This is a genomic window from Shouchella rhizosphaerae (assembly GCF_036700015.1).
GTDB lineage: Bacteria > Bacillota > Bacilli > Bacillales > Bacillaceae_D > Shouchella > Shouchella rhizosphaerae.
In genome coordinates this window covers 2,529,227-2,550,962 of sequence record NZ_CP144921.1, presented here as the reverse complement: position 1 = coordinate 2,550,962, position 21,736 = coordinate 2,529,227, and the positions used below count along the sequence as shown (strand labels likewise).

19 protein-coding genes are annotated in these 21,736 nt (G+C 43.5%); 5 read left to right on the top strand and 14 right to left on the bottom strand.

The genetic code is table 11. The features are described from left to right. Window positions 1–766: 766 nt before the first annotated feature. The 4 genes from V5G21_RS12655 to V5G21_RS12640 form a co-directional block, all read right to left on the bottom strand. Complete coding sequence (locus V5G21_RS12655; protein ID WP_011245516.1) at window positions 767–2,134, bottom strand: GntP family permease; 1,368 nt, start codon at window positions 2,132–2,134, stop codon at window positions 767–769. A gap of 72 nt (window positions 2,135–2,206) precedes the next feature. After that, entirely contained in the window at window positions 2,207–3,202 is a 996-nt protein-coding gene (gene pdxA, locus V5G21_RS12650; protein ID WP_011245515.1) for a 4-hydroxythreonine-4-phosphate dehydrogenase PdxA, read from the bottom strand. An 18-nt stretch (window positions 3,203–3,220) separates the two neighbouring features. Beyond that, window positions 3,221–4,507 carry a four-carbon acid sugar kinase family protein gene (locus tag V5G21_RS12645; protein WP_011245514.1) on the bottom strand — a complete coding sequence of 429 codons (1,287 nt, stop codon included), beginning with the start codon at window positions 4,505–4,507 and terminating at the stop codon, window positions 3,221–3,223. A gap of 18 nt (window positions 4,508–4,525) precedes the next feature. After that, complete coding sequence (locus V5G21_RS12640) at window positions 4,526–5,281, bottom strand: DeoR/GlpR family DNA-binding transcription regulator (RefSeq protein WP_011245513.1); 756 nt, start codon at window positions 5,279–5,281, stop codon at window positions 4,526–4,528. 321 nt (window positions 5,282–5,602) lie between these two features. On the opposite strand from V5G21_RS12640, the gene V5G21_RS12635 reads away from it, so the two are divergent. Genes V5G21_RS12635 through V5G21_RS12620 form a run of 4 tightly spaced genes read left to right on the top strand, consistent with a single transcriptional unit; the run spans window position 5,603 to window position 9,715 of the window. Then, window positions 5,603–7,114, top strand: coding sequence for a spore germination protein (locus V5G21_RS12635; protein ID WP_050748934.1), 1,512 nt, complete (start codon window positions 5,603–5,605; stop codon window positions 7,112–7,114). Window positions 7,115–7,133: 19 nt separating this feature from the next. After that, a complete protein-coding gene (locus V5G21_RS12630) occupies window positions 7,134–8,330 on the top strand; it encodes a Ger(x)C family spore germination protein (RefSeq protein ID WP_011245511.1) in 1,197 nt (398 codons plus the stop codon). Continuing rightward, a complete protein-coding gene (locus V5G21_RS12625; protein ID WP_035205133.1) occupies window positions 8,330–8,533 on the top strand; it encodes a hypothetical protein in 204 nt (67 codons plus the stop codon). Before V5G21_RS12630 ends, V5G21_RS12625 begins: the two co-directional genes overlap by 1 nt. Before the next feature lie 30 nt (window positions 8,534–8,563). After that, window positions 8,564–9,715, top strand: coding sequence for a GerAB/ArcD/ProY family transporter (locus tag V5G21_RS12620; protein WP_011245510.1), 1,152 nt, complete (start codon window positions 8,564–8,566; stop codon window positions 9,713–9,715). A 79-nt stretch (window positions 9,716–9,794) separates the two neighbouring features. On the opposite strand, the gene V5G21_RS12615 is transcribed toward V5G21_RS12620, so the two are convergent. The 9 genes from V5G21_RS12615 to V5G21_RS12575 form a co-directional block, all read right to left on the bottom strand. After that, window positions 9,795–10,376 carry a DUF4352 domain-containing protein gene (locus tag V5G21_RS12615; protein WP_035205136.1) on the bottom strand — a complete coding sequence of 194 codons (582 nt, stop codon included), beginning with the start codon at window positions 10,374–10,376 and terminating at the stop codon, window positions 9,795–9,797. Between the two features lie 281 nt (window positions 10,377–10,657). After that, window positions 10,658–11,515, bottom strand: coding sequence for a tryptophan 2,3-dioxygenase (gene kynA / locus V5G21_RS12610; protein WP_063608817.1), 858 nt, complete (start codon window positions 11,513–11,515; stop codon window positions 10,658–10,660). Between the two features lie 20 nt (window positions 11,516–11,535). Then, complete coding sequence (gene kynB / locus V5G21_RS12605; protein WP_095255182.1) at window positions 11,536–12,177, bottom strand: arylformamidase; 642 nt, start codon at window positions 12,175–12,177, stop codon at window positions 11,536–11,538. Then, window positions 12,177–13,460, bottom strand: coding sequence for a kynureninase (kynU, locus tag V5G21_RS12600; RefSeq protein WP_095255181.1), 1,284 nt, complete (start codon window positions 13,458–13,460; stop codon window positions 12,177–12,179). Before kynU ends, kynB begins: the two co-directional genes overlap by 1 nt. Before the next feature lie 206 nt (window positions 13,461–13,666). Continuing rightward, complete coding sequence (gene rlmN, locus V5G21_RS12595) at window positions 13,667–14,737, bottom strand: 23S rRNA (adenine(2503)-C(2))-methyltransferase RlmN (protein WP_011245505.1); 1,071 nt, start codon at window positions 14,735–14,737, stop codon at window positions 13,667–13,669. A gap of 129 nt (window positions 14,738–14,866) precedes the next feature. Beyond that, window positions 14,867–16,093, bottom strand: a complete 1,227-nt coding sequence (locus V5G21_RS12590) for an MFS transporter (protein WP_095255180.1) — start codon at window positions 16,091–16,093, stop codon at window positions 14,867–14,869. A gap of 457 nt (window positions 16,094–16,550) precedes the next feature. Further along, the gene (locus tag V5G21_RS12585) at window positions 16,551–16,898 is read right to left on the bottom strand and encodes a YxeA family protein (RefSeq protein WP_035205141.1); all 348 of its coding nucleotides are present in this window, start codon (window positions 16,896–16,898) and stop codon (window positions 16,551–16,553) included. Between the two features lie 420 nt (window positions 16,899–17,318). Beyond that, window positions 17,319–17,711 carry a DUF5391 family protein gene (locus tag V5G21_RS12580; RefSeq protein WP_011245502.1) on the bottom strand — a complete coding sequence of 131 codons (393 nt, stop codon included), beginning with the start codon at window positions 17,709–17,711 and terminating at the stop codon, window positions 17,319–17,321. Between the two features lie 292 nt (window positions 17,712–18,003). Next, window positions 18,004–19,800: a glycosyl hydrolase family 18 protein gene (locus tag V5G21_RS12575; protein WP_338464800.1), complete on the bottom strand. Its 1,797-nt coding sequence runs from the start codon at window positions 19,798–19,800 to the stop codon at window positions 18,004–18,006. Between the two features lie 316 nt (window positions 19,801–20,116). On the opposite strand from V5G21_RS12575, the gene V5G21_RS12570 reads away from it, so the two are divergent. Then, entirely contained in the window at window positions 20,117–20,863 is a 747-nt protein-coding gene (locus tag V5G21_RS12570) for a GntR family transcriptional regulator (protein ID WP_041824364.1), read from the top strand. Here the strand turns inward: V5G21_RS12570 and chbG are convergent. Continuing rightward, window positions 20,860–21,591, bottom strand: coding sequence for a chitin disaccharide deacetylase (chbG, locus tag V5G21_RS12565; RefSeq protein WP_095236708.1), 732 nt, complete (start codon window positions 21,589–21,591; stop codon window positions 20,860–20,862). The two genes, V5G21_RS12570 and chbG, sit on opposite strands and share 4 nt — an antisense overlap. Between the last annotated feature and the right edge of the window lie 145 nt (window positions 21,592–21,736).

Sequence of the window (21,736 nt, the reverse complement as noted above, 5' to 3'; positions counted from 1 at the left end):
AGTTTCTAATGATAGTGAGACAAAAAATATAAAAAGGTATTTATACTATAGTCCAAATAAGTAATAACGGCTAAGAAAGTGACCTTCTGACTGTGTGGATCAGCAACAACCTCGTTATGTTGATTGATTTCTACAGTGATGATATTTTAAAACACGCTAGAGCAATTACCCCTATGGTAAAAAACAGATGCTATAGAGCAGTTTTCATCTAAATCCTCTTGAACAAGCAGTAAAGTATAGCAGTGAGTACAGCTCTCATAGAATACCCGCCAAGTCATTAATACACGGTAGATTACTGTCATAAAAAATCTCTCCTTTCTATTTAGTAGAAACATGTTTCTTTAAATACATTTTAAAATTGTTAAATTAATAAAAAGTACATCTTTTGCACATGCTTTCTAATTCCGTAATTTTAAACAATGTAAGGTAGGCCAGAATACATGGTAGTCCATCCACAAAAAAGGGCGGTCTTTTTCGGATAACTCTATATTTGGAAAATACTAAGGATCACGCTTCCCTCAGAAATCTTGACCGATTTACCGATAATGTTTTCTGCTAAGTCTTTCAATGGAAATGCAATCGGTGCGCAACTTCTTCATTATTCTGTTTACGTATGTGCAGCGCAGTCCTAACAAGGAAGTAACGCACAATCACCCCTTCCTTTTTTCTTTCACCAAGGCCCTGTTGGACAACCGTTTTTCCAGTCTCATAGTTACTGCAACCAGTAGCCAAAAGAAAAAGCTTCCCGCATAGGAAGCTTTCCACCTTAAACGAACATATTTGCAATGAGTAGCATAATAAGGGAGATAAACCAGGCAATCGTAGTCGGCACTGACCAGACAAGGATTTGCTCTTTCGCCTGCTTAATGCCAATTGTGCGGTTGACTACCCAGAACAAACTATCATTAAAATAAGAGAAGAATAATGAACCGAGAGCGGCTGCTTGTCCAGCAAGCACCATATTGACATCCATATCGGCTAAAATTGGCGCTGAAATGGATGCAGCTGTAATCATCGCGACAGTGCCGCTGCCTTGAATAAAGCGAACGAGTGTAGCAATGACGAAAGGAAGCATAATTGCAGGGATTCCTGTGTTTACGACGATTTCTCCAATATGCTCGCCTACGCCTGTCTGTCTTAAGACAAAGCCGAGGGCACCGCCTGCGCCGGTGACAAGCAATACGATACCCGCTTGCTTAATGCCTTCTTCCATCCGCTCCAATGCTTCTGAGCGCTGGATATGGCCGAACAAGCCGTAGATAGCAAGCAGTACAGCGATTCCTACTGCAATGACAGGCGAACCAAAAAAGGTCATATAGTCGACAAATGGGCCTGATGCTTCCATTGCATTTAATGTAGTATTCATAAAGATCAGCACGATCGGCACCACGATTGGCAAGCACGAGCGGAGCAATGAAGGCAGCTCTTTTTGTTCTTTTTCTTCCAACCATTGTTCTACATCTAGCTGTTTTTCGGGACGAATCCAATCCATTCCGTCTTCGCTCGGAACTTGGTAAATCCGCTTGCCAAGCCACTTTGCGTAAATGACCATTGCAATAACAATTGGAATGGCAAACAACATGCCAGAGATAATCATCCAACCGATGTCAATATCGAATATTCCTGCAACTCCAAGGGGACCCGGTGTCGGTGGAACAGCACTATGAATGACAACTGCGCCACCAGCGAGAGCAACAGCAAGAGCGACAATTGATTTTCCTGTCTTTTTTGACAACGCTTTCGCAAGTGGACTCAAAATAATAAAGGCTGAATCGACAAAGATCGGAATCGCGACGATATAGCCTGTAATGGCCATCGCCCACTCTTCCTTACGTTTTCCAAGAACTTTAACGATCGTGTAGGCAAGCCGTTCAGCTGCACCTGATACTTCAAGAATTCGGCCCATCATCACGCCAAAACCAATCACAATTGCAATCGAGCCAAGCGTGCTGCCAAATCCTTCTGTAATGGCATTCACCACATCTGGAGGCGCCATTCCGCCAACGAGCCCTGTAATTGAAGCAGCAATAATTAAAGCCAAAAAGACATGAACCTTTGTTTTAACGACAAGAAAAATGAGCACAACGATAGCTAACACGAGGCCGACCATCATTTGTGTTTCAGATACTTCCATAAGTGTTTCCTCCTTCTTGTAAGCGCTTTATAATAAGATAATTAGCTGGGCTGCTCGTCGCAGCCCAGTCGGTTACGCCTGTTTAAAATGAGGCGCGTATTTAGCGGCAAGCTTAATGCTTTCTTCCATGCTGACTGAACTTGCAATTCCTTGGCCGGCAATATCAAATGCTGTGCCGTGGTCGACAGACGTCCTCAGGAATGGAAGTCCATTTGTAATGGAAATGGTGCGATGGAAATCGGTCATTTTCGCAGCAATATGCCCTTGGTCATGGTAAAGAGAAAGCACGGCATCGTAACGTCCATTTAACGCTTGGAAAAAGACCGAGTCAGCAGGAACTGGACCGACAGCGTCTATCCCGTCTGCTTTAGCAAGCTCAATTCCTGGCTTGATTTCATCCACTTCCTCATATCCAAATAATCCATTTTCTCCACTATGTGGATTTAAGCCAGCTACAGCGAATTTGCGCTTTTCAACACCAAGCTTTGCGAGCGCTGCATCACAGCGGAGCAAATAATCGTGGACACGTTCCTTCGTCATTTGTCCAATCGCATCTTTTAACGACAAGTGGCGTGTCAAAAAGAAAATGCGCATGTTGCGGACTTCAAACATCGTAAGCGGATCAGCAACATCAGCTAGGCCAGCAAGCATTTCCGTATGCCCAATGTATGGTACATTTGCTGCTTTAAGGGATTCTTTATTGATCGGTGCTGTTGCCATTGCTTGTACTTGGTTGGTTTTGCAAAGCTCAACCGCATGTTCAATATAAGCAAATGCTTGTGCACCGCATTCGGCGCTAACTTTCCCAAACTGATAATCACCGAGGTTTGGAAAATCAATGACGTCAATTGTTCCATATTCGCCCCGTGCTTCAGCTGGAGTGTTAACTTTGTTAATCGTTAAGTCTGCTTTGACTACAGGCAACAGTTTTTCTAGTACTGCTGCATTGCCAATCACGACAGGCGTGCAAAGATCATAAATTTCGCTCTTATTCAGTGAACCAACTGTAATTTCAGGTCCAATTCCTGCTGGATCGCCCATTGTTACTGCAATAATTGGTTTTGCCATGTTATCCCTCTCCTTTGTTTACATTGCTTTTGTCTCAATAAATTTGACACATTCGTAAATCGCTTTTTTATCGCCAATTAATCCGCCTTTTGTCACAACTGGCAAACCGTCAAAATAGCCGCCGTCAAATGTGCCATATGCAGCAAGGGGCATGACTTCGTCTTTTAAAGCAATGCCATTCGCGCGCCCGAGCGCACAGACGGATGCTGTCACATCACCGCCGCTTGTAAAGCAACCAGCAAACTGGACACGCTCGCTTGTTAGCAATTTCCGGCTAATCGTTGCCAGCCCATCGGTAATCCGTTTCGCAAGGGCATCACTGCTCTTTCCTTCTTCTATCGCTTTTGCTTTTAAATCGACTAGTTCTTGGCCAGGCTTGTGTGTTGTTACAATGAGAACGCGGTCTGTTTCAGCTTGCTTTAATGCAGCTTTTGTTGCTCGCTCCACTTCCTGTTTCCAAGACCCCCCATAACTAGCAAGGGGCTCAGGGTTCACATACACGGGCGTGGAACCTGTTTTTTCAATCAGATACGCTAGTTGCGTCCCTGTTAGACTTGTTGCACTGCCGACTGCCACTAAAATGTTTGCTTTCTTCGCATAGTCGCGGGACATCGCTCGAGCATAACTAGCCGTCAGCGGGCCAGGATCAGCACACAACACTGTTCGCCCACTAGACGCAAGTGCTTCGGCTACTTCATCAATCTGTTCATTGGTCATCGCATCAACAACGATGATTCGTGCCCCAGTTTGCAATTGGAGCGACAGCTCATTTAAGAAAGACTCTTGGCCTTCCATGACAGCGCTAAGCCCGACATAGCCCACTTGGTGATGGGATTGGTCTCCGATTAAATCAGGGACATAAGACTTTTTAATTGGTGCGATCGGGTCTTTTGACACATACGTTTCTTGAAGGGGAATGCCATCTAGCAACAAATAGCCCCCTGCCATCGCCCGGCCGGAATCTGGAAAAGACGGCATGACGATGCTTATGGCATCTTCCGCCATTCCTTTAAGCATTTCATCGATCTCTGCACCAATGTTGCCTCTTAATGTGCTGTCAATCCGTTTTGTAAAAATGGCAGCGCCCCAATTTTGCAACTGCTCCATCGCTCGGGCAACACGCTGTTTGGCGACGCCTTCCTCAATGTAACGGCTATCGGTATCCATAATGACTGCATCGTAGAAACTGTTGGCAGGCAACGTAGCACTATGGACAATCGTTGACGCTTGAAACCCTTGTCGAACCAGTTTCACGCCAGAGGCATTCGCCCCTGTTAAATCATCAGCAATAACGCCTATTTTCATTGTTCTCCCCCCGTTCGCCTACATCGGCGCCAACCGCATGTTTTCATGGCATGCCTCCATCTCGTGCCCTTGGATTCTCGAGTCGGTCACAATTCCTTCCAACTCATTCAAACCACAAACACGGGCGAATGACGTTTCATCAAATTTTTTGGAATCGCATACAAGCCATGTTTTTGCTGCTGCTTGCATCATCAACTTTTTGATTTTCGCCTTTTCAAGCGTAGGCGCTGTGATCCCGGCTGAGGCATGGACGGCATGGGCGCCAAGCAAAAATAAATCAACGTGAATATTGCGCAATAGCTCTTGGGCATGGGGTCCGTGCAGCGCCCCGAGTTCGGGCTGGACTTCACCCCCGGTTATAATACAACGCGGCTTTGCCTCAATCAGTTGTGAAGCTATCTTTATATCATTGGTAATAATGGTTAAATCATTCCGGTCTTTCAATAACTTAACAATTTCAAGCGTTGTTGTCCCCGAGTCTATTAGTACTGTTGATCCGTTTTCTACAAGTTGTGCCGCTTCCCGTGCAATTGCCTTTTTCGCTGGCAATTCTTTCGTTTCTTTACGGGCATAAGGCGTCTCCTTGACAAGTGCTTTTTGCAGCACAGCTCCGCCATGTGTACGAATAATTTGGTTTTCCGCTTCAAGCAAAGCCAAATCGCGCCTTACTGTCATATGAGAAACATCAAGGGCCTTGGCCAATTCATCAATATCTGCTTTTCCAGCGGTCGCCAACAACTTTTGAATATACAAACGTCTTTCTTTAGGATTCATGTTCTTTTTTCACATCCCACATTGTTAATTTAGAACAAAAAATAGCGGTTGTCAATTAAAAAATGTTCTTTTTAAACATAAATCGACATATTTCTGCACAAACCAAACAAAAAAGCGGTATATCCTTATTATACCTGATCGTTTTTCACAAGTGTACTAGCGTGAAAGAATGAGATTGGAAAAGTTAACGAGTAAAGAAAGGGAGGAAATCATCAATTGAGCCTTCGATTTGCACTTAATGCCAGAATAAAACGCATAGAAAGGAGTTGGATGCTACATACTACAACTATTCTCACTTCAGGCAGGAGGTGTCCCTCTAAGATGAAACAATCCGCACCGCCTCATGACTACTTAGCAAACAAGAAGCCTAGCTCTCATCTCGCTGATACGATTGACTTTATTTTAACTACTACCGGACATAGCGAAGATATACTCGTACGGCCTTTTTCGTTTGGGAGAAACCAAACATTAAAAGCAACTTTTATTTATGTAGAGGGACTTTGCAATGAAGACGCAATTGAAAAAATGATAAGCAGAGCGAAATTTTTTGATGAAAAGGAACCTGTGTTTGAAAGCGCACAACAGTATTTAGAGGAAGTAGGCCATACAGAAACGCTTAATTGTTTCCGCCCCCTCATTGACAAACTTTTCATTGGCTATGCCATTTGTGTAATCGATGGTTTTTCTACACCTATTGCTGTCGCTATTCCCTTTTATAAAGAAAGGCCTGTATCAGAACCGATGACAGAAAAGGTCGTCCGCGGCTCACGAGAAGGATTTGTTGAAAATGTGCGGACGAATATCTCCCTATTGCGAAGGCGAATAGGCGACGAACAGTTATGGGTTGAGACAAAAACAATCGGCACCCGCACCAAAACGAAAATCATGATTGCCTATATGAATGATATTGTCGATAAAAGCATATTACGGGAACTACATACAAGACTAGATCGCATCTACACTGATTCGGTTTTAGAAGACGGAAACATCGAGGAATTAATTGAAGACCAAGTATATACGCCTTTTCCGACTGTATACTCAACTGAGCGCCCTGATACAACGGCAGCTCATTTATTAGAAGGCAAAATTGCGATACTGAGTGATGGTTCGCCAATGGCTCTTATTGTTCCGGCCCTATTCGTGCAATTTTTTCACAACGCTGAAGACCATACACAGCGTGCTGACATCGGAACCCTTATTCGTCTGTTACGGTTCTTGTGTATTTTTATCGCGATGTTGGCCCCCTCTTTTTATATCGCGATCACCACATTCCACCAAGAGCTGATCCCCACAGGGCTGCTCGGCAATTTAGCCGCGCAACAGGAGGGGACGCCATTTCCGACATTTGTTGAAACATTAATGATGGAAGTCACGTTTGAAATTCTCCGCGAAGCTGGGATTCGCATGCCTCAGCCAGTCGGCCAAGCCGTATCGATTGTCGGCGCTATTGTCATTGGCCAAGCCGCAGTGCAAGCAGGCATTGTCTCCGCAGCAGTTGTCATTGTTATCTCGATTACGGCGATCGCCAGTTTTGTGTTTCCAACATACAGCATTGGCGTACCAATCCGTATTTTGCGATTTGGGTTTATGGCTCTTGCTGCTTCTTTTGGCCTTTTAGGCATTTGCATTGGCTTTACTGCGGTGCTTTTACATTTATCTACTTTAAAATCATTTGGCGTCCCTTATTTAAAAGGGCTTTCCCCATTTATATGGAAAGACCAAACCGATACACTTTTCCGCGCGCCTAAGTGGTTGATGAATGAGCGGCCAGAAGCTACGACAAAGTCGAATCAAACGCGGCAACGCACGCCAAAGCCTAGCCCTAAAGATTGAGTGAAAGGAGGAAACGGCTTTGAAAGCAAACATACAGAAAACGATGATCATGGTCGTCTCCTTTTTTCTTTTAAGTGGTTGCTGGGACCGTTGGGAGCTCAATCAGCTTTCCTTAATTGTCGGCATAGCTGTTGATAAGGAGGGAGATGATTATGTGTTGACGATGCAGGCAATGAACCCTGCAGAAATCGCTTCCCAGGAAACCGGCAGAGGCTATGCACAAGGAATGGATGTCCGTGAAAAATCGGAAACGATTCATGAATCGTTACGGAAAATGATCCAAAAAACACCAAGGCGATCGTTTGTTTCCCAATTAAAAGTGTTGATTCTTAGTGAAGATGTTGCGAGAGACGGTTTAGACCATGTATTGGATTTCTTTTATCGGGACCACGAAATGCGCTCTGATTTTTTCGTGTTAATTTCCAAAGATACAGCCGCTGAAAACATTTTAAATGTGCTCACACCGTTAGAAAATTTGTCTGCACAAAGCCTTTTTGATTCGGTCGAGTTTTCAGGCCGTTCTTATAGCAGTACCAAAAAACTGACAATGGATCGTCTGTTTTATGAAATAAAGGCTGTCGGCATTGATCCTTCGATTATGGGCGTAACGGTTTCCGGAGATATACAGCAAGGGAGGACGAAGAAAAATGTCGAGCAAAACATGGCAGCTGCCTTTGTCGAAACGAATGGCTTAGCTATTTTTAAAGGCAGCAAAATGATTACGTGGCTTTCTCAACCACACAGCAAAGACATTGAATACTTAAACAGTGGAATTGAAAATAGTGTCAAAAGCTTCACTTGCCCTGGCGGTGGCAACATCGCACTAGAAATCCATTCAAACAATCCGGCTATAAAAATGGAGCTAAAAGATGGGATGCCTTCAGTGACATACGATCTCTCACTTGAAGCCACTATTTCAGAAGTAGATTGCGTGGATTTGGACTTGTCCGTCCCTTCTTCCTATGAACAGGTCGAAAAACAGGCGCAAACCGAGATGGAGGCTAACATTCATGAAGCGATTGTCGCAACCCAACAAGCGGGTTCGGACATCCTTGGCATCGGACAGGAATTGTATCGAAAATTCCCTGATTACTGGGAGCAAATCCAGGACGACTGGTACTCGATCTACCAAGACCTCGATGTAAAAATAAATATTGCTATCACCATTACTGATAGTGGAAGCATTATCAATTCTTTTTCAGAAGGTGAACAGTAATGGTGCTATCCTTTGTTTGCGTCCTGTTAAGCGCATTTGTAATCACATGGGTAAATTGGCGCGACTTAAAAGGCAATCGAAAATTGCAGGTTGTCTTTTATACGATTTTGGCCATTGCTACAACATACGGCGCACTATACACAATAGGATTAGAGATACCGAGCATTGCCCGAGGGCTCACTTCACTCGTTAAGTCATTTTAAAAAGCAACGGCAAGAAAAGGAGGATCAGAATTGAGAAACACAGTGGAAACATTTTCATCGCGTTCTTTTGCTACGATGGTCCTTTTCGCGACAGTTAGCACGGCAATGCTCGGTCTTCCAGGGTCGTTGAGCTTTTTTATCCAGCAAGATGCGTGGCTTATTCCAATTATCGGCAGCATCGTAGGCATTCCGATTATTTTCCTTTACACGTTGCTTGCCCGGTGGATGCCTTCTGATGTCATTTTTGACATGAACAAGCGTACTTTCGGGAAAGTTATCGGTTGGCTTGCTTCCTTTTTCTATATTTTGTTTCCACTGATTCATTTCCCAGCGATTATGAGCTATGCCGTTACGTTTATTAACCATTTTTTGTTGCCGTCGACGCCTTTTTTCGTATGCTACTTGCTATGCTTGTCCATCATTGTATTCGGCGTCATTTGCGGGATCGAAGCCATAGCCCGGACAGCATCGCTATGTTTGCTTTTCTTTTTCGTTCCACTCACACTGCTAATTGGCTTAACTTTGCACGACGTTGATATTGGCTATATTATGCCCATTGCCCATTCTCCAATGGCAGCAACGATCGAAGCGTTCGCCATTTATATGGGCAATGTCGTTTGCAACGTCGTCATCCAACTTTCGATTTTCCCTAAGCATATAACCGATAAAAAAGCAGCCGAGAAAGCGCTCTGGCTCGGTTATTCTCTTGGTTGTCTGATTTTAATCGTGTTTACATTCCTATGCATCACGGTTTTAACGCCGCAAGTTGTATCTCGTGATTTTTACCCAGCCCTTTCACTTGCACAGCGCATCGATGTCGGCCAATTTTTCCAGCGAATTGAAGCAACAATCACAGTCATATGGTTTATCTCAATTTACTTCAATTTACTTCTATATTTCTATGCGATCTTAACGGGAATTGGTCATTTATTCAATTTGAAAAAAAACAAACCATTAGTGTGGCCAATCGCGATGCTGTTATTGTTTCTTGGCGTCACTTATTTCACAAGCATTATTGAAGAACGTGAATTTTTTCGATTCGTAAGCATTCCTCAATCAATTTTAACTGGTTTTTTCCTGCCTCTGTTTCTCGTTGCCGTCGGCCTAATCAAACGACGCAAAAAGAAACAGCCTCTTTGGCCGAAGCACGCTAAAGAAAGCACAGGGCTGCCTACTTCCTAACAAAACGGAGTTACACCCACTCATTCAGTCTCTAACGAGAAAAGAGCTGCCCTTTTGTGGACAGCCCTTTCTATGGCTATTATTCGTTTGGAATTTCCCAAATTGCTTGGCCTGACAAGAGAATTTCTTCAAAAATAAGCTCATAATAGTCGGCTTCACTTACATCAAACACCACTTGTCCAGCCATTGTCCGACCAGCGCCTATCGTACCGTCGAGTTCCCCATCTTGGTCGCTTACAATCGTTATATCTTGTGAGCGACCCTCGTTTGTCACCAATTCAAATTGCATTAGTGAAGAAAGCGTATAGTCTTCGTCACCATTATTTACAACCGTTATATCGATGTACGCATACTTATCCTTAGAAGGCTGCTCCCACTCGCTGCCTTCACTAAAATCTACACTGTTGACAGTGATTGAAAGGTCATTAAAGTTTACTTCGTCGCCAATTTGAAAACCTGAAACTTCTTCCCCTTCGTCAACCTCAGCTCCGTCTTCAGCCTCTGTTTCACTGTTGTCTTCGCTTTCCTTATCGGTGTTTGTCTCTTCCGCCTCAGCATCCGTATTTGAATCGCTGGCGCTAATATCAGCTTCGTCCCCGCAAGCCGCAAGAGCCAATGTCGATGCAAGCACAAGCGCTGACAGTGTCATATACTTTTTCATGCCAGACCCCCCTATTAACCTATAAATATATGTAACAATCCTCCAAAAATATAACATAATGGACCTAGTAATGTAAACAAGAAATTTTGCATTTTTAGTAAATTTCCCATGCTTTTCGACAGATAGACGACAATTCCGTCTAGTTTTATTATCGGTGGAATTTCATTTCATTTAAGGCTTATAGCTAAAATTGCCCTTTACAGAGTACGATCAAAGCAAAAAGAGCATTCTTGCAGAAAGGATCTAAGGAATATGAATCGAAGGACACTCCCGCTACACGTTTAAATTTCCGTCCGTAAATCCCAGAGCTCAGGGAAAAAACGTTGCTCAAGGACACTCTTTAAGTAGTTGACTCCAGATGAGCCACCTGTGCCAACTTTAAAGCCAATGATTCGCTCAACTGTTTTCATATGGCGAAAACGCCATTGTTGTAACCAGTCTTCAATATCGACCAGTTTTTCCCCTAATTGATAGAGGTTCCAATAACGATCTACATGTCGATAGACGGTCAGCCACGCTTCTCGGACAGAATCATTTGCCACATAAGGTTTTGAAAAATCCCGTTCTATCACGTGTTGGTCAACGGCTAGGCCAGCATTTGCCAAGGCTTGAATCGAGACGTCATACAAACTCGGTGCATGATAGGCTTCAACAAGCCTTTCATGCAACTCCTTGTCTTTTTCGTAGATTTTTAAGATCGCTCTCGTTTTATGGCCAAGAGCAAACTCTATGAGACGATATTGATACGACTGGAACCCTGATGCCTGGCCGAGTTGTTCCCGAAATTCCATGTATTCAGTTGGTGTCAACGTAGAAAGAACGTCCCACGCTTGAATGATTTGTGATTGTGTTTTCGAGACGCGTGCTAGGCGCTTAAACGATGATGGCAAGTCGTTTTCTTTAATAGAAGCAATAGCCGCGTAAGTTTCATGGAGGATGAGTTTCATCCAAAGCTCGCTTACTTGGTGGATAATAAGAAAGAGCATTTCATCATGATGATTCGACAACCGTTCTTGCGCTGTTAAAATTTGATCAAGTTTCAAATATTCCCCATACGTCATCCTGTTTTTAAAATCGGTATGGATTCCTGCTTCTTCCTGTGGCGTTTGTTGGGGAAAAGGCTTCTGTTCGTTTGTCATACCCATGCCCGCCTTCCTGTTTAAATGGCTCGGATAACAGCCCGTACTGGACTACCATCTGCCTCTTCCATTGGCAAAGGCAAGGCAATCAACTCATAATCGCCTTCCTTGACCTTATCTAACATGAGGTTTTCTAAAATAGAGATGCCATTGTCTGCTAAAGCATGGTGCCCTTCTAGCTCTTTACTATCGAGTGGGTCAACAGAAGGAACATCGACGCCAATTAGTATAATCCCTTTCTCCTTCATGTAGGCAGCACCGTCTGGAGTTACATATGGAATGTTTTCAGGAAATGCCGTTGCCTGGTTAGGGACAGCTGTCTTTATTAACAACCTTTTTACTCCTTCTAAATGGAGAGAACAAAGGGCAGCTTGGTCGATTTTTTCGTATTTAGATAAATCAACGACTCTCGCTTTTCCTATAAACACATGAATATCCAAGTCTGTTATTTTGGCACCGTCATTTTTAAAATGAAACGGCGCATCAACGTGAGTACCAGAGTGGACACTCATCGCCATTTGGCCAATATTGACAGAACCTGTTTGCTGTTTGGAAAACGTCAACTGGTACGAATACGGCAAATCACCTGGCCAGTGGGCAAGTTTTTCATTAAGTGGCTGTGATACATCGATCCAGCGGTTCATGTTATTTGTATGATTCATTAAGCAACCACATCCCGTTCATTTTTAAATTTTTTGTAACGCTCTTCTTTCATAATGAACTTTAATACTTGAATGGTATTCCATACTTCTTCAAACGTATTGTAAAGGGCAACCGGTGCGAGGCGAATGCCTTTCGGGCTGCGAAAATCAGGAATGACGTTTTCTTCCTTAAGCGCTTTGCAAATACGAGCGGCTTCATCATGTTCAATGTAAAGATGGGCGCCTCGTCTTTCATCCCTTGGGTTTTGGATCGTAAACTGGTAATCGGAAAGCTCGTGCTCAATTAGTGTCATCATATAGTCAGTCAGTTTTAACGACTTTTTGCGAATTTGTTCGATTCCTGCTTCTGCAAAAATGGCAAGAGACCCAATCAAAGGGGCGATGCTAAAAATATGAGGTGTACCAATTTGAAAGGCGCCGGCATGTTCAGCGGGCGTGAGCGTATGCTCCATGTCAAACTGTTTTTGTTTGTTTGAACTAAACCATCCGGCCAGGCCAGGACGCCTGCCAAAGTGCTTTTCGTTTACAAATAGCGCTGCTACGCTGCCTGGCCCACCGTTTACGTGTTTATACGTGCACCAAAAAGCAAAGTCGACATCCCACTTTTTTAATTGGTGGGGAATAGCACCAATTGAATGACATAAATCAAACCCGATCAGAATGTTTCTTTGGTGAGCGGCTGATGTCAACCGTTCCATATCGAGGATTTGCCCGCTTCGATATAAAACACTCGGCAAAACAATTAAAGCAATATCCTCCTTCATTTCCGCGATAATGTCCCCTTCATTTAGAAGGTGGCCATTATCACTTTTCACTTGAATAAGGTGTTCCTCTGGATCAAAGCCTTGAAGATGGAGCTGGCTTTTTAATGCATAAATATCACTAGGAAAATTCAGCTCATCTGCCAGTATTTTTGTTTTCTTTCCTTCAGGCCGAAAAAAGGAGCTAACTAATTGATGAAGATTTGTTGTCGTTGACCCAGTAACGATCACTTCCTCCGCCTTCGCCCCTACAAGGGAAGCCATTTTCTCTCCCAATGATTCAGATAAATAAAACCAAGGATGCTTCCCTTTCGTCCAGCCATCAATCCCATACTGTTTCCAGGAGTCCAATACGTCAAGCAATGACTGCTCTGCCCGTGTAGATAGCAAGCCAAGTGAATTGCCGTCGAGATATATGCTATCTTCATCTATGTAAAACTCATTACGAAAGCGGGCAAGTGGATCAACTGCATCCAGTTGTTGCGCATATTCTTTTGTGTAAACGCTATCAAAACAAGGCATAGGAGCCCTCCTTAATAATTATCGTTCCCGTTCATTTTACTGTTCCTTTTGAGACCGCGTCAATGCTAAGGAATTCGTAACAGTGGCTATAATTAGTTACACGATTGAGGCGGAAAACACCGCGCGAAATCAATTCGTCCATCATCATTGCGCCTTTAACACACAAAGACCCAATCCTGCCTTTTGTTGCAGGATTGGGGTCTTTTTTAGTTAACCTTTACTTTTTTCTTCTCTTGTTTGCTTCTCAGTTGGCCGCAAGCCGCATCAATATCTGTGCCGTGCTCTAAGCGGACGCCGCAATTGATGCCCTTTTTCTTCAATGTGTCGAAAAACTGGGAAATGGCCTCAGGTTCGCTGCGTTGGTATTGGCTATGCTCATCGACTGGATTGTACGGGATCAAGTTCACATAGGAAAGGTGGCGTTTATCACCAATTAGCTCAGCTAACTGCAATGCCTCTTCTTTATGATCGTTGACATCCTTGATTAAAATGTATTCATAGGTCACACGGCGGTTTGTTTTTTCTATATAGTAGTTGATCGAATCCATTAATTTTTCAATCGGAAACGCTTTGTTGATTTTCATAATCCGTGACCTAAGCTCATTGTTTGGAGCATGCAAAGACACAGCTAAGTTGACTTGCAGTTTCAAGTCGGCAAACTCATAAATTTTGTGGGCTAGGCCGCTCGTTGATACGGTAATATGCCTTGCTCCAATCGCCAACCCTTTATGATCTTTAATGATCTCAAGAAAATCGACTGTATTCTGGAAGTTGTCAAATGGTTCGCCAATGCCCATTACGACAACGTGGCTCACGCGCTCTTCTTTTCCTACTTGATCCAAATGGAACTGGACTTTCATAATCTGCTCGACAATTTCACCGCTGGACAAATCGCGGTTTTTAGTCAATAAGCCGCTCGCGCAAAAGCTACAGCCAATGTTGCAGCCGACCTGTGTGGTGACGCAAACGGAAAAGCCATACTTGTGGCGCATGAGCACCGTCTCAATTAAATTGCCATCTTGAAGGCGGAAAAGAAATTTAATCGTACCGTCCTTTGACTCTTGCCGTACATGTTCGCTCATTGTCTCAATCGCAAAATGGTCTTCCAAGAGCTGGAGACAGTCTTTATTGACGTTGGTCATTTCTGCAAACGTCGTCACCCGTTTGCGATAAAGCCAGTCCCACACTTGCGTGGCACGGAACTTTTTATGGCCACGCTCCATCAGCCAGTCAGTCAACTGAGCCATTGTAAGGCCGTAAATCGATTCCTTTGACATGTTTTTACCCTCATTTCGTTCGTTGCATGCTTATTCGAAGTTCGCCTCATGACACGGCAAACGGATAGTCGTATTCTCAAACCCTAATTATAGCATAGAACACGAGAGAAAGAAAATTTGTTTTTAGGTTCACCTTTCTGGTTCAGGAAGGAGAAACTTACAGATGGTGGCCGCCACCAGCAACGCAATGGAAATATAAATCGCATACTGATAATGACCGTATTCCGAATAGAGCCAACCTGGCAAGTACGCTCCTAGAGCAGAACCAATTTGGTGACTTAAAAACAGCCACCCAAGAATAAAGCCGACTGAATAACGTTTAAAATACTGTGTGATTAACATTTGCGTAGGCGCGACCGTGGCAAAGCTGACCAACCCATAGATCATCGCAAATAGAAACAATAAGGCAGGGTTATGGCTATTTAATAAAATGAACAACGCGACCGCTCTCGTCAAATACAACAACAGCAAAAACTTTCGGCTACTAAAGCGGTCCGCGACAACACCTGACGCTAAAATGCCAATGACATTAAATGCTGCTAAAATGCTGACCGCGGTGCCGGCAACTTGGGTGGAAAACCCATGGTTATGGGAAAAAGGAATTAAATGTGTATCCATTAACCCCGTAGTCGTAAAGCCACAAATGGCAAATGGCAGCAAGACAAGCCAAAATTCACGCTTAACGATGACTTGCTTAAAAGAAATGTCTGCTCTTTTGCCTTCTTGGCTAATTTCTGCCTCTTCTTGCCTTTCTCCGCCAACCGGCGCCAATCCTTTTTCACGGGGGTGGTTCCGCAAAAATAACATGATGATTGGAAAGACGACGACGATTAAAAACAACCCAAGTATAACAACCGTCATCCGCCAATCAGACCAATGGATTAATGACAAAGAGACGGGCACAAGAACCATTTGCCCGGCGCCAAAGCCTGTCTCCATAATCCCAAATGCCAACCCTCGCTTTTCGTTAAACCAGTTCGTAATCACAACCGTTGCCGCAACATTGGAGGCACCACCGACACCAAGTGAAACGAACAAGCAATACAAGACAAACAGTTGCCAAGGTTGGTGAACAAAAGCGGTTAAACAAATGCTGATGCCGACAATGAGCGTGCTGAATGAGAGAACAAGACGTGCTCCCCATTTGTCTACTAGCTTCCCAATAAGAGGTTGGGAAACGCCGTATACAACGAAACTCAATGTCGATATAAGCGATGTTGTCCCTCGATCAAGGGCAAAGTCTTTTTCCCACGGTTCCACAAAAGCGCCAAATGAAAGGCGTAATCCTTGAACTGCCAGAAATGTCAAAAAGATAATGATGACAATCATCCATGCGTAATGAACCTTTCTGTTCATCTTCTCCCCACCTACCTCCGATTCCATCCTACTCTCATTTGAAAGCACAAACGATTTTGGCTATTTTGCCTGCCTATCCTCTTTTTCTCTCCTTGAGCCATTGCACGCAAAGAAAACGCAACTGGCTGCAAACAGCCTGAGACGCTCTCCAAAAATTGCATGTGTAGTCGGCGTTAATCCAGTAGCTTACTTATAAAAAAGACGGCCAAAAACAAGCTGGCCGGAGACTGAAGACAAACATTTACATACGTTGTTGTTTGCCTCGCTTATCTGTTTATAAATACACGTCCTGTCCCATCTACACTTTCCATGAAACGTTTTCTATTCTATCAGCTAGCAACGGTTTTTCACTTAACGATGTCACAAATTATTTATGTTCGATAATGCTATCTGATTGTTTCATCATTCTATTAAATCAACTATTGGGACAGCTTGTAAAGAACATTTTTATACTTCTTTAAAATGACGTACGGATTTCGGCAGGAATATCTTCTAGCTGGACTTCTTCCCAGCTATCGACAAACGCTTTTTTTGTCTTTAACCGCAAAAACGCCCCTTTCCGCAAGTTTTTGTTTGCTTTAAATTCGACTGTCCTCTCTTGGCCTTGTTCGTCAACCCCCTGTATTTCATACACGTAGTCACCCAATTCATTTTTAGTGCCGTCTTCATCTATTTCTACATACACATCTGTTACTGCTACAAATGGATTTACTTTCAACACGACCACATTGTCCTTAAACAAAAGCCAGCCAGCAATGATTAGAATGGCTCCTATACTGAAGGCGATAGCTAGTTTGCGTTTCAATGGACTCACTCTCTTTCTTTTTTATTCAATTGTCTCTTTTCTCTCTTTAGAGAACCATTGATCTGCCTTACAATTCGCGGCACCTCACTTACAATTTTGTCACCATCTATATAAATAGCAAAAAGCCTTCCTAGGATAGGAAAGCTCTTTTAAATGAGGCAAGACGCTTAAAATGCAGCATACGACGCTTTTTAAACGCTGTAGTTTTTTTGTAATGATTAACAAAACACGGTGGCATCTTAGAATGACTTTAAGTACTCTTAAGATCAGAGGTCTAGTTTTTAGCCAAGATTGAGTATACTGTTTTCACAAGCAGCAATTTTTTCTTGGCTAAAACAAAAAATAAGAAAAAATTCTTTTTACTGAGATCAATAGCCCTTTAAAATAGCAAAAAGCCTTCCTCGAATAAGGAAAGCTGCTTTAATGGACCAGACGGTGCTTGCGAAAGGCGGCAAAAAACCAGATCACATTTACAATTATCGACAACAGGCTACAAGCTGCTGCTGCGACTCCAGCCGCCGTGAAAAATGTCGAGATAAGAAGGAGCACGACTATAATGAAATGAATAAATATCCCAAAGCCTGATAGAATCGCCAAGATCGCTTTTGAAAACGGCAGTCCTATTCGATACAATCCAAGGGGAACGATGTACATTCCAGCAATCATGGCTACAGCAAGCCACATGCCAATACTGTTAAACTCATTTGCTGCATTCCCATACTCTGCTAATGGCGTGAGCGATAGGAGTATCACTTGCACACAAAACAGCAACATCGACAACAACGCCCATCTTGTCACACTACGCTTTTCCATGTCTTCCCCCCTCTTCCTCTTCCAGCTTACAACGAAAACAGCTTTCGTTCATCCGTCTGCAGTCGGAGAAAGGAGTTCCTTGAACAAGCAAAAAAAGCCAACAAAAGCGTTTCACCCTTGTTGGCAATTAGATTTAATGGCTGGCAGATTCATGTCAACTTGCCTTGCATTGTCGCAAGTTTGTCGTTTTTCCTATCACAAATGATGGGTTTTTTAAGCTTTAGCTAGTACGTTCGCTTTCCTTCAAATGATACAAACATGCTATAATTTCCCTACGCAGACAGCCAAGATACTATCCGCACTCTCCAAGCAACTTCCATACGCCCCATTCTCCTGTTGTTCCTGGTTCTTCTCCTGTCGTCCACCATTTCGCCTCATATAAATGTCCTTTATGCTGGACTTGGTCTCCGCCTGTGTAGACGGCCGTCTGTTCCCAGTTAGGAGCAGCACATGCCTCACCGCCATTTTCTGCTTTCGTCGTCACGCTTAAAGCTTGTCCGGTGTGCCGGCTGCCATCTTCATATTCAGCAGAAACAGTAAATGTATACGCCGTGCTTGGTTTCAGGTTGGTAATCGTTAGAGACGTTTCGTCTGTCACTTGTTCCTCTGTGCCGTATTGAACGATATACCGTGTCGCTGCTTCGTTTGACGGTTCCCACGAAAGGGTGATGGATGTGGATGTAACGTCCACGGCGCGAATATCGCGAGGCGCCAATGATGGTTCTTCAGGATGTTGCCCTTTTCCCGGCTTAAAGTCCAGTTGCTCCGCTAATGCTGTAAGCAATGTTCCATTTCGGTCCCCGCTTACCTCCCAAAACATCGAACCTGCGAGATGGTTGTCTTTTATAAAATCGGTCTTATGCTGGAAGGATTCTACATCATCGTACGTAATAAAGCCACCGTTTGCTGCATTGTACAAGAAAGGAACTTTCGCAACATCGTTCCAATAGCGTTGATAGCCATTTTTGTTTACATAATTGTCCTCAAGGTCTGAGAAGTCAAATATGCCATTTTCCCACGTTCCTTCTTGAGGGGGAGAGCAATGTTGATACTCGCCATAATTTGCTTCTTCGCAGTTCATCCAGCCTCTCCCATAAAAAGGCATCCCTAATACAAGTTTATTTCCAGGTACTCCCGCCTGTAAATGGCCCTCGACAGCGCTTTCAACATTAAATTGCTCAGGTGTTGGAAGCTCTGAATCAGCTGTAGCAGGATCAAAGTAGAGTGGGGCGTTGTGGCCGCTCGTATTTTGCCAACCGCCGTTAAAATCATAGGTCATAATGTTGATCCAATCGACCACTTCAGCAATTTCGGCTAGCTTGTTATTTTCTACATATTCAGAACTGGCTCCCGAGGCAATTGTCACTAAGTACTCTTTCCCGTCCTCTTGGCCTGCCTCGTTTAATTTGTTGCGTACTTCTTGCAAGAGCAGAAGATGATTCTCCTTATCTTCAGGACGGCGGCTATTGCCTGGAAGCCCTCCGCTTACTGGGTATTCCCAATCAATATCGACGCCGTCAAACCCATATTGACGGACAAAATCAACCGCCGAATTTGCAAAGTTTTCTCGTGTTTCCTTTGTTGCGGCGACGTCAGAAAAACGGTTCGACCATGACCATCCGCCAACAGAGATCAACGTTTTTAAATGGGGATGCTCTTCTTTCAGTTTTTGCAACTGCTTAAAGTTTCCCCGTATTGGCTCGTCCCATGTATCGCCTGGGTTCGACTTTTGTGCATCGATCCAAGGATCGCCCATAACAATTGACCCGTTCGGTACATCGATGACGCCATTTTCATCTTGACATGACCAAGTTTGCGGGTTTGGACTCGCAGGGTCTGGATTGCCATGCCTGCCATCCCAGCAAATGTTGGCAAATGCGTAATTAATGTGACTTACTTTCGAAGCATCGATCTCCCAAACTTGAAAATCGCGTCCATAGGCGCCCCAAGATGGATAATAAGCGACAATTTTGTAAGGGTCGTCATCTGACTTTGTTGCAGCATTTACTTGTCCGCCTCCATCAGATACAAGTAGCAAGATGACAACAAATAGAGGTGTGAGCAGTTTTCTCAATCGTTTCCAGTCCATTCGTACTCCCCCCAGTCCATTTATTAAGTAGCATCAACTCAAAGTTGTTACTACTAATTCGATCATAAAGGTAATGACAATAACAATCAATGTCATTATTATAATTTTCGAAAAATAGTTCTTTTTATCTATATTGGACTTGTAAATTCATTGGTTTTGCTAGTTTCATACAATCGTTTTTCTATTTCATTATCTGATTTTTAGCTGTTACTACCTTTTAGACGTCCGCAAATACATATTCGTTAGAAAATGTTATAATAACTGTTGACATAAAACGTCTTAGTCGTACCAACTGAAAGGAGTAACAACATTGAACGTGAATAAAAAAGGCACTGACCAGTCGCTCCATGCTTTCGTTAAACAAGAGTTAGTTACCGCCATTCAACAAGGAGTTTATCCCGTTAAATCCCAGCTGCCAACTGAGGCAGAACTGTGCAAGATGTATGATGTTAGCCGAACGACGATCCGAAATGCACTACAACAACTTGTCATCGATGGGTATGTAGAACGTATCCAAGGGCGGGGCACCTTTGTCGCCAGCAGAAGGGTGAAGCAAACGTTGTCTGCAACGCAAGGGAATTATCGAGAGCAATTGCAATTGCAAGGAAAAAAACCAAAAATACAAGTGATTGATTTGAAAGTCGTTCCTTCTGATGAATTTTTGTCTGCCATGCTTGAAATCGAGGAAAATGAGCCGATCCACCGCCTAGAACGAATTCGTTATGCAGATGATGCCCCCTTGCAATACGAAATCGCTTATTTGCCTTGGCGCAAGACGACTTGGCTCACGAAAGAAGGGGGAGAACACTCACTCTATCAATTACTGCAAAGCCAGCCGGACCTCTCGCTTCACCAGACAAAAGAACATTTGCATATCGCCCTCGCAGATGAAGAAGTAGCCGCAAAGCTAGGGATTTCAGTTGGCGACCCTTGCATACAAATTGAAACACACGCTTATTTAGCGGATGAGTCTAAAATCGAATATTCAATCGCGTATTTCCATGGAGAAAAAGCTAGTTTTACGATTGAACGAAATTATCAAAAACCGACTAAGACTGGTTAAGTCTGAGTCGGTTTGTTTTTTTTGAGCATGTGTCCTACCGTTTGTTTTACTTGTGTCAAAACCCTAAGCTCCCGGGCACGGTCGTCAACATAGGAAGAATATGTTCTTAACGTTTCATCTATGTATGCTGGGTGGCACATCACTTCAATGGTGCCATCATACCCTTTGTATTGTTGGGATAGTTCAGCAAAATAGTCCTCGTTTACGCCTTCTTTATAAAAGTTTGTATCGAGTAGATCAGACCAGAAGCGCAGGCCAGCAGGTGCTTGTTTAAAGCCGGTCCTTACAGGCAGGTCATACGTTTGTGCGAGGTGCTTGATTACTGGGATGACAGGCTCCCACGTATGGATGTGGTGGTGGCTGTCAAGGTGCGAAGGCGTGATCCCTCTTGTATAAAATTGTTGAATTTGTGCATTCCACTCCTTCTCTACTTCCTCCACGTTGATCTCATCTGTTGCTTGCCGAAATTGACTAGTAAGACGAAACTCGCCTTGTTGGTTGATTAATGTAGGGCAGTCGGACGTTAATGGCGCCCCGCAAGTCAACGTTAAATGAACACCCACTTGCAAATCAGGATAACGATCCATTAATTGAAAGGCATGGTCTGTTGCAGGCATGTTTGTAAGCATAGTCGTTGATGTGACGATACCTAGTTCATGGGCGTCCACGATCCCGTAATTGACACCGCGGGATAGTCCAAAATCATCTGCATTTACAATCAGCTTCACGGTATGATCCTCCTCTTACTCCTTGCTTTTTCCTTCTCTATCATACCACAAAATTGTAATCTCGTATAAAAACAATGCCAAAATAGGTAGTTACAAATTTAAGTTGATTAGTAATTACAAATGTGATATATATGGTTTAGAGGAA

Excerpts from the sequence above, each read along its gene's own strand:
- V5G21_RS12655 (WP_011245516.1), bottom strand. The coding sequence starts at position 2,134 with ATGGAAGTATCTGAAACACAAATGATGGTCGGCCTCGTGTTAGCTATC.
- pdxA (WP_011245515.1), bottom strand. The coding sequence starts at position 3,202 with ATGGCAAAACCAATTATTGCAGTAACAATGGGCGATCCAGCAGGAATT.
- V5G21_RS12645 (WP_011245514.1), bottom strand. The coding sequence starts at position 4,507 with ATGAAAATAGGCGTTATTGCTGATGATTTAACAGGGGCGAATGCCTCT.
- V5G21_RS12640 (WP_011245513.1), bottom strand. The coding sequence starts at position 5,281 with ATGAATCCTAAAGAAAGACGTTTGTATATTCAAAAGTTGTTGGCGACC.
- V5G21_RS12635 (WP_050748934.1), top strand. The coding sequence starts at position 5,603 with ATGAAACAATCCGCACCGCCTCATGACTACTTAGCAAACAAGAAGCCT.
- V5G21_RS12625 (WP_035205133.1), top strand. The coding sequence starts at position 8,330 with ATGGTGCTATCCTTTGTTTGCGTCCTGTTAAGCGCATTTGTAATCACA.
- V5G21_RS12615 (WP_035205136.1), bottom strand. The coding sequence starts at position 10,376 with ATGAAAAAGTATATGACACTGTCAGCGCTTGTGCTTGCATCGACATTG.
- kynA (WP_063608817.1), bottom strand. The coding sequence starts at position 11,515 with ATGACAAACGAACAGAAGCCTTTTCCCCAACAAACGCCACAGGAAGAA.
- kynB (WP_095255182.1), bottom strand. The coding sequence starts at position 12,177 with ATGAATCATACAAATAACATGAACCGCTGGATCGATGTATCACAGCCA.
- kynU (WP_095255181.1), bottom strand. The coding sequence starts at position 13,460 with ATGCCTTGTTTTGATAGCGTTTACACAAAAGAATATGCGCAACAACTG.
- rlmN (WP_011245505.1), bottom strand. The coding sequence starts at position 14,737 with ATGTCAAAGGAATCGATTTACGGCCTTACAATGGCTCAGTTGACTGAC.
- V5G21_RS12590 (WP_095255180.1), bottom strand. The coding sequence starts at position 16,093 with ATGAACAGAAAGGTTCATTACGCATGGATGATTGTCATCATTATCTTT.
- V5G21_RS12580 (WP_011245502.1), bottom strand. The coding sequence starts at position 17,711 with ATGGAAAAGCGTAGTGTGACAAGATGGGCGTTGTTGTCGATGTTGCTG.
- V5G21_RS12575 (WP_338464800.1), bottom strand. The coding sequence starts at position 19,800 with ATGGACTGGAAACGATTGAGAAAACTGCTCACACCTCTATTTGTTGTC.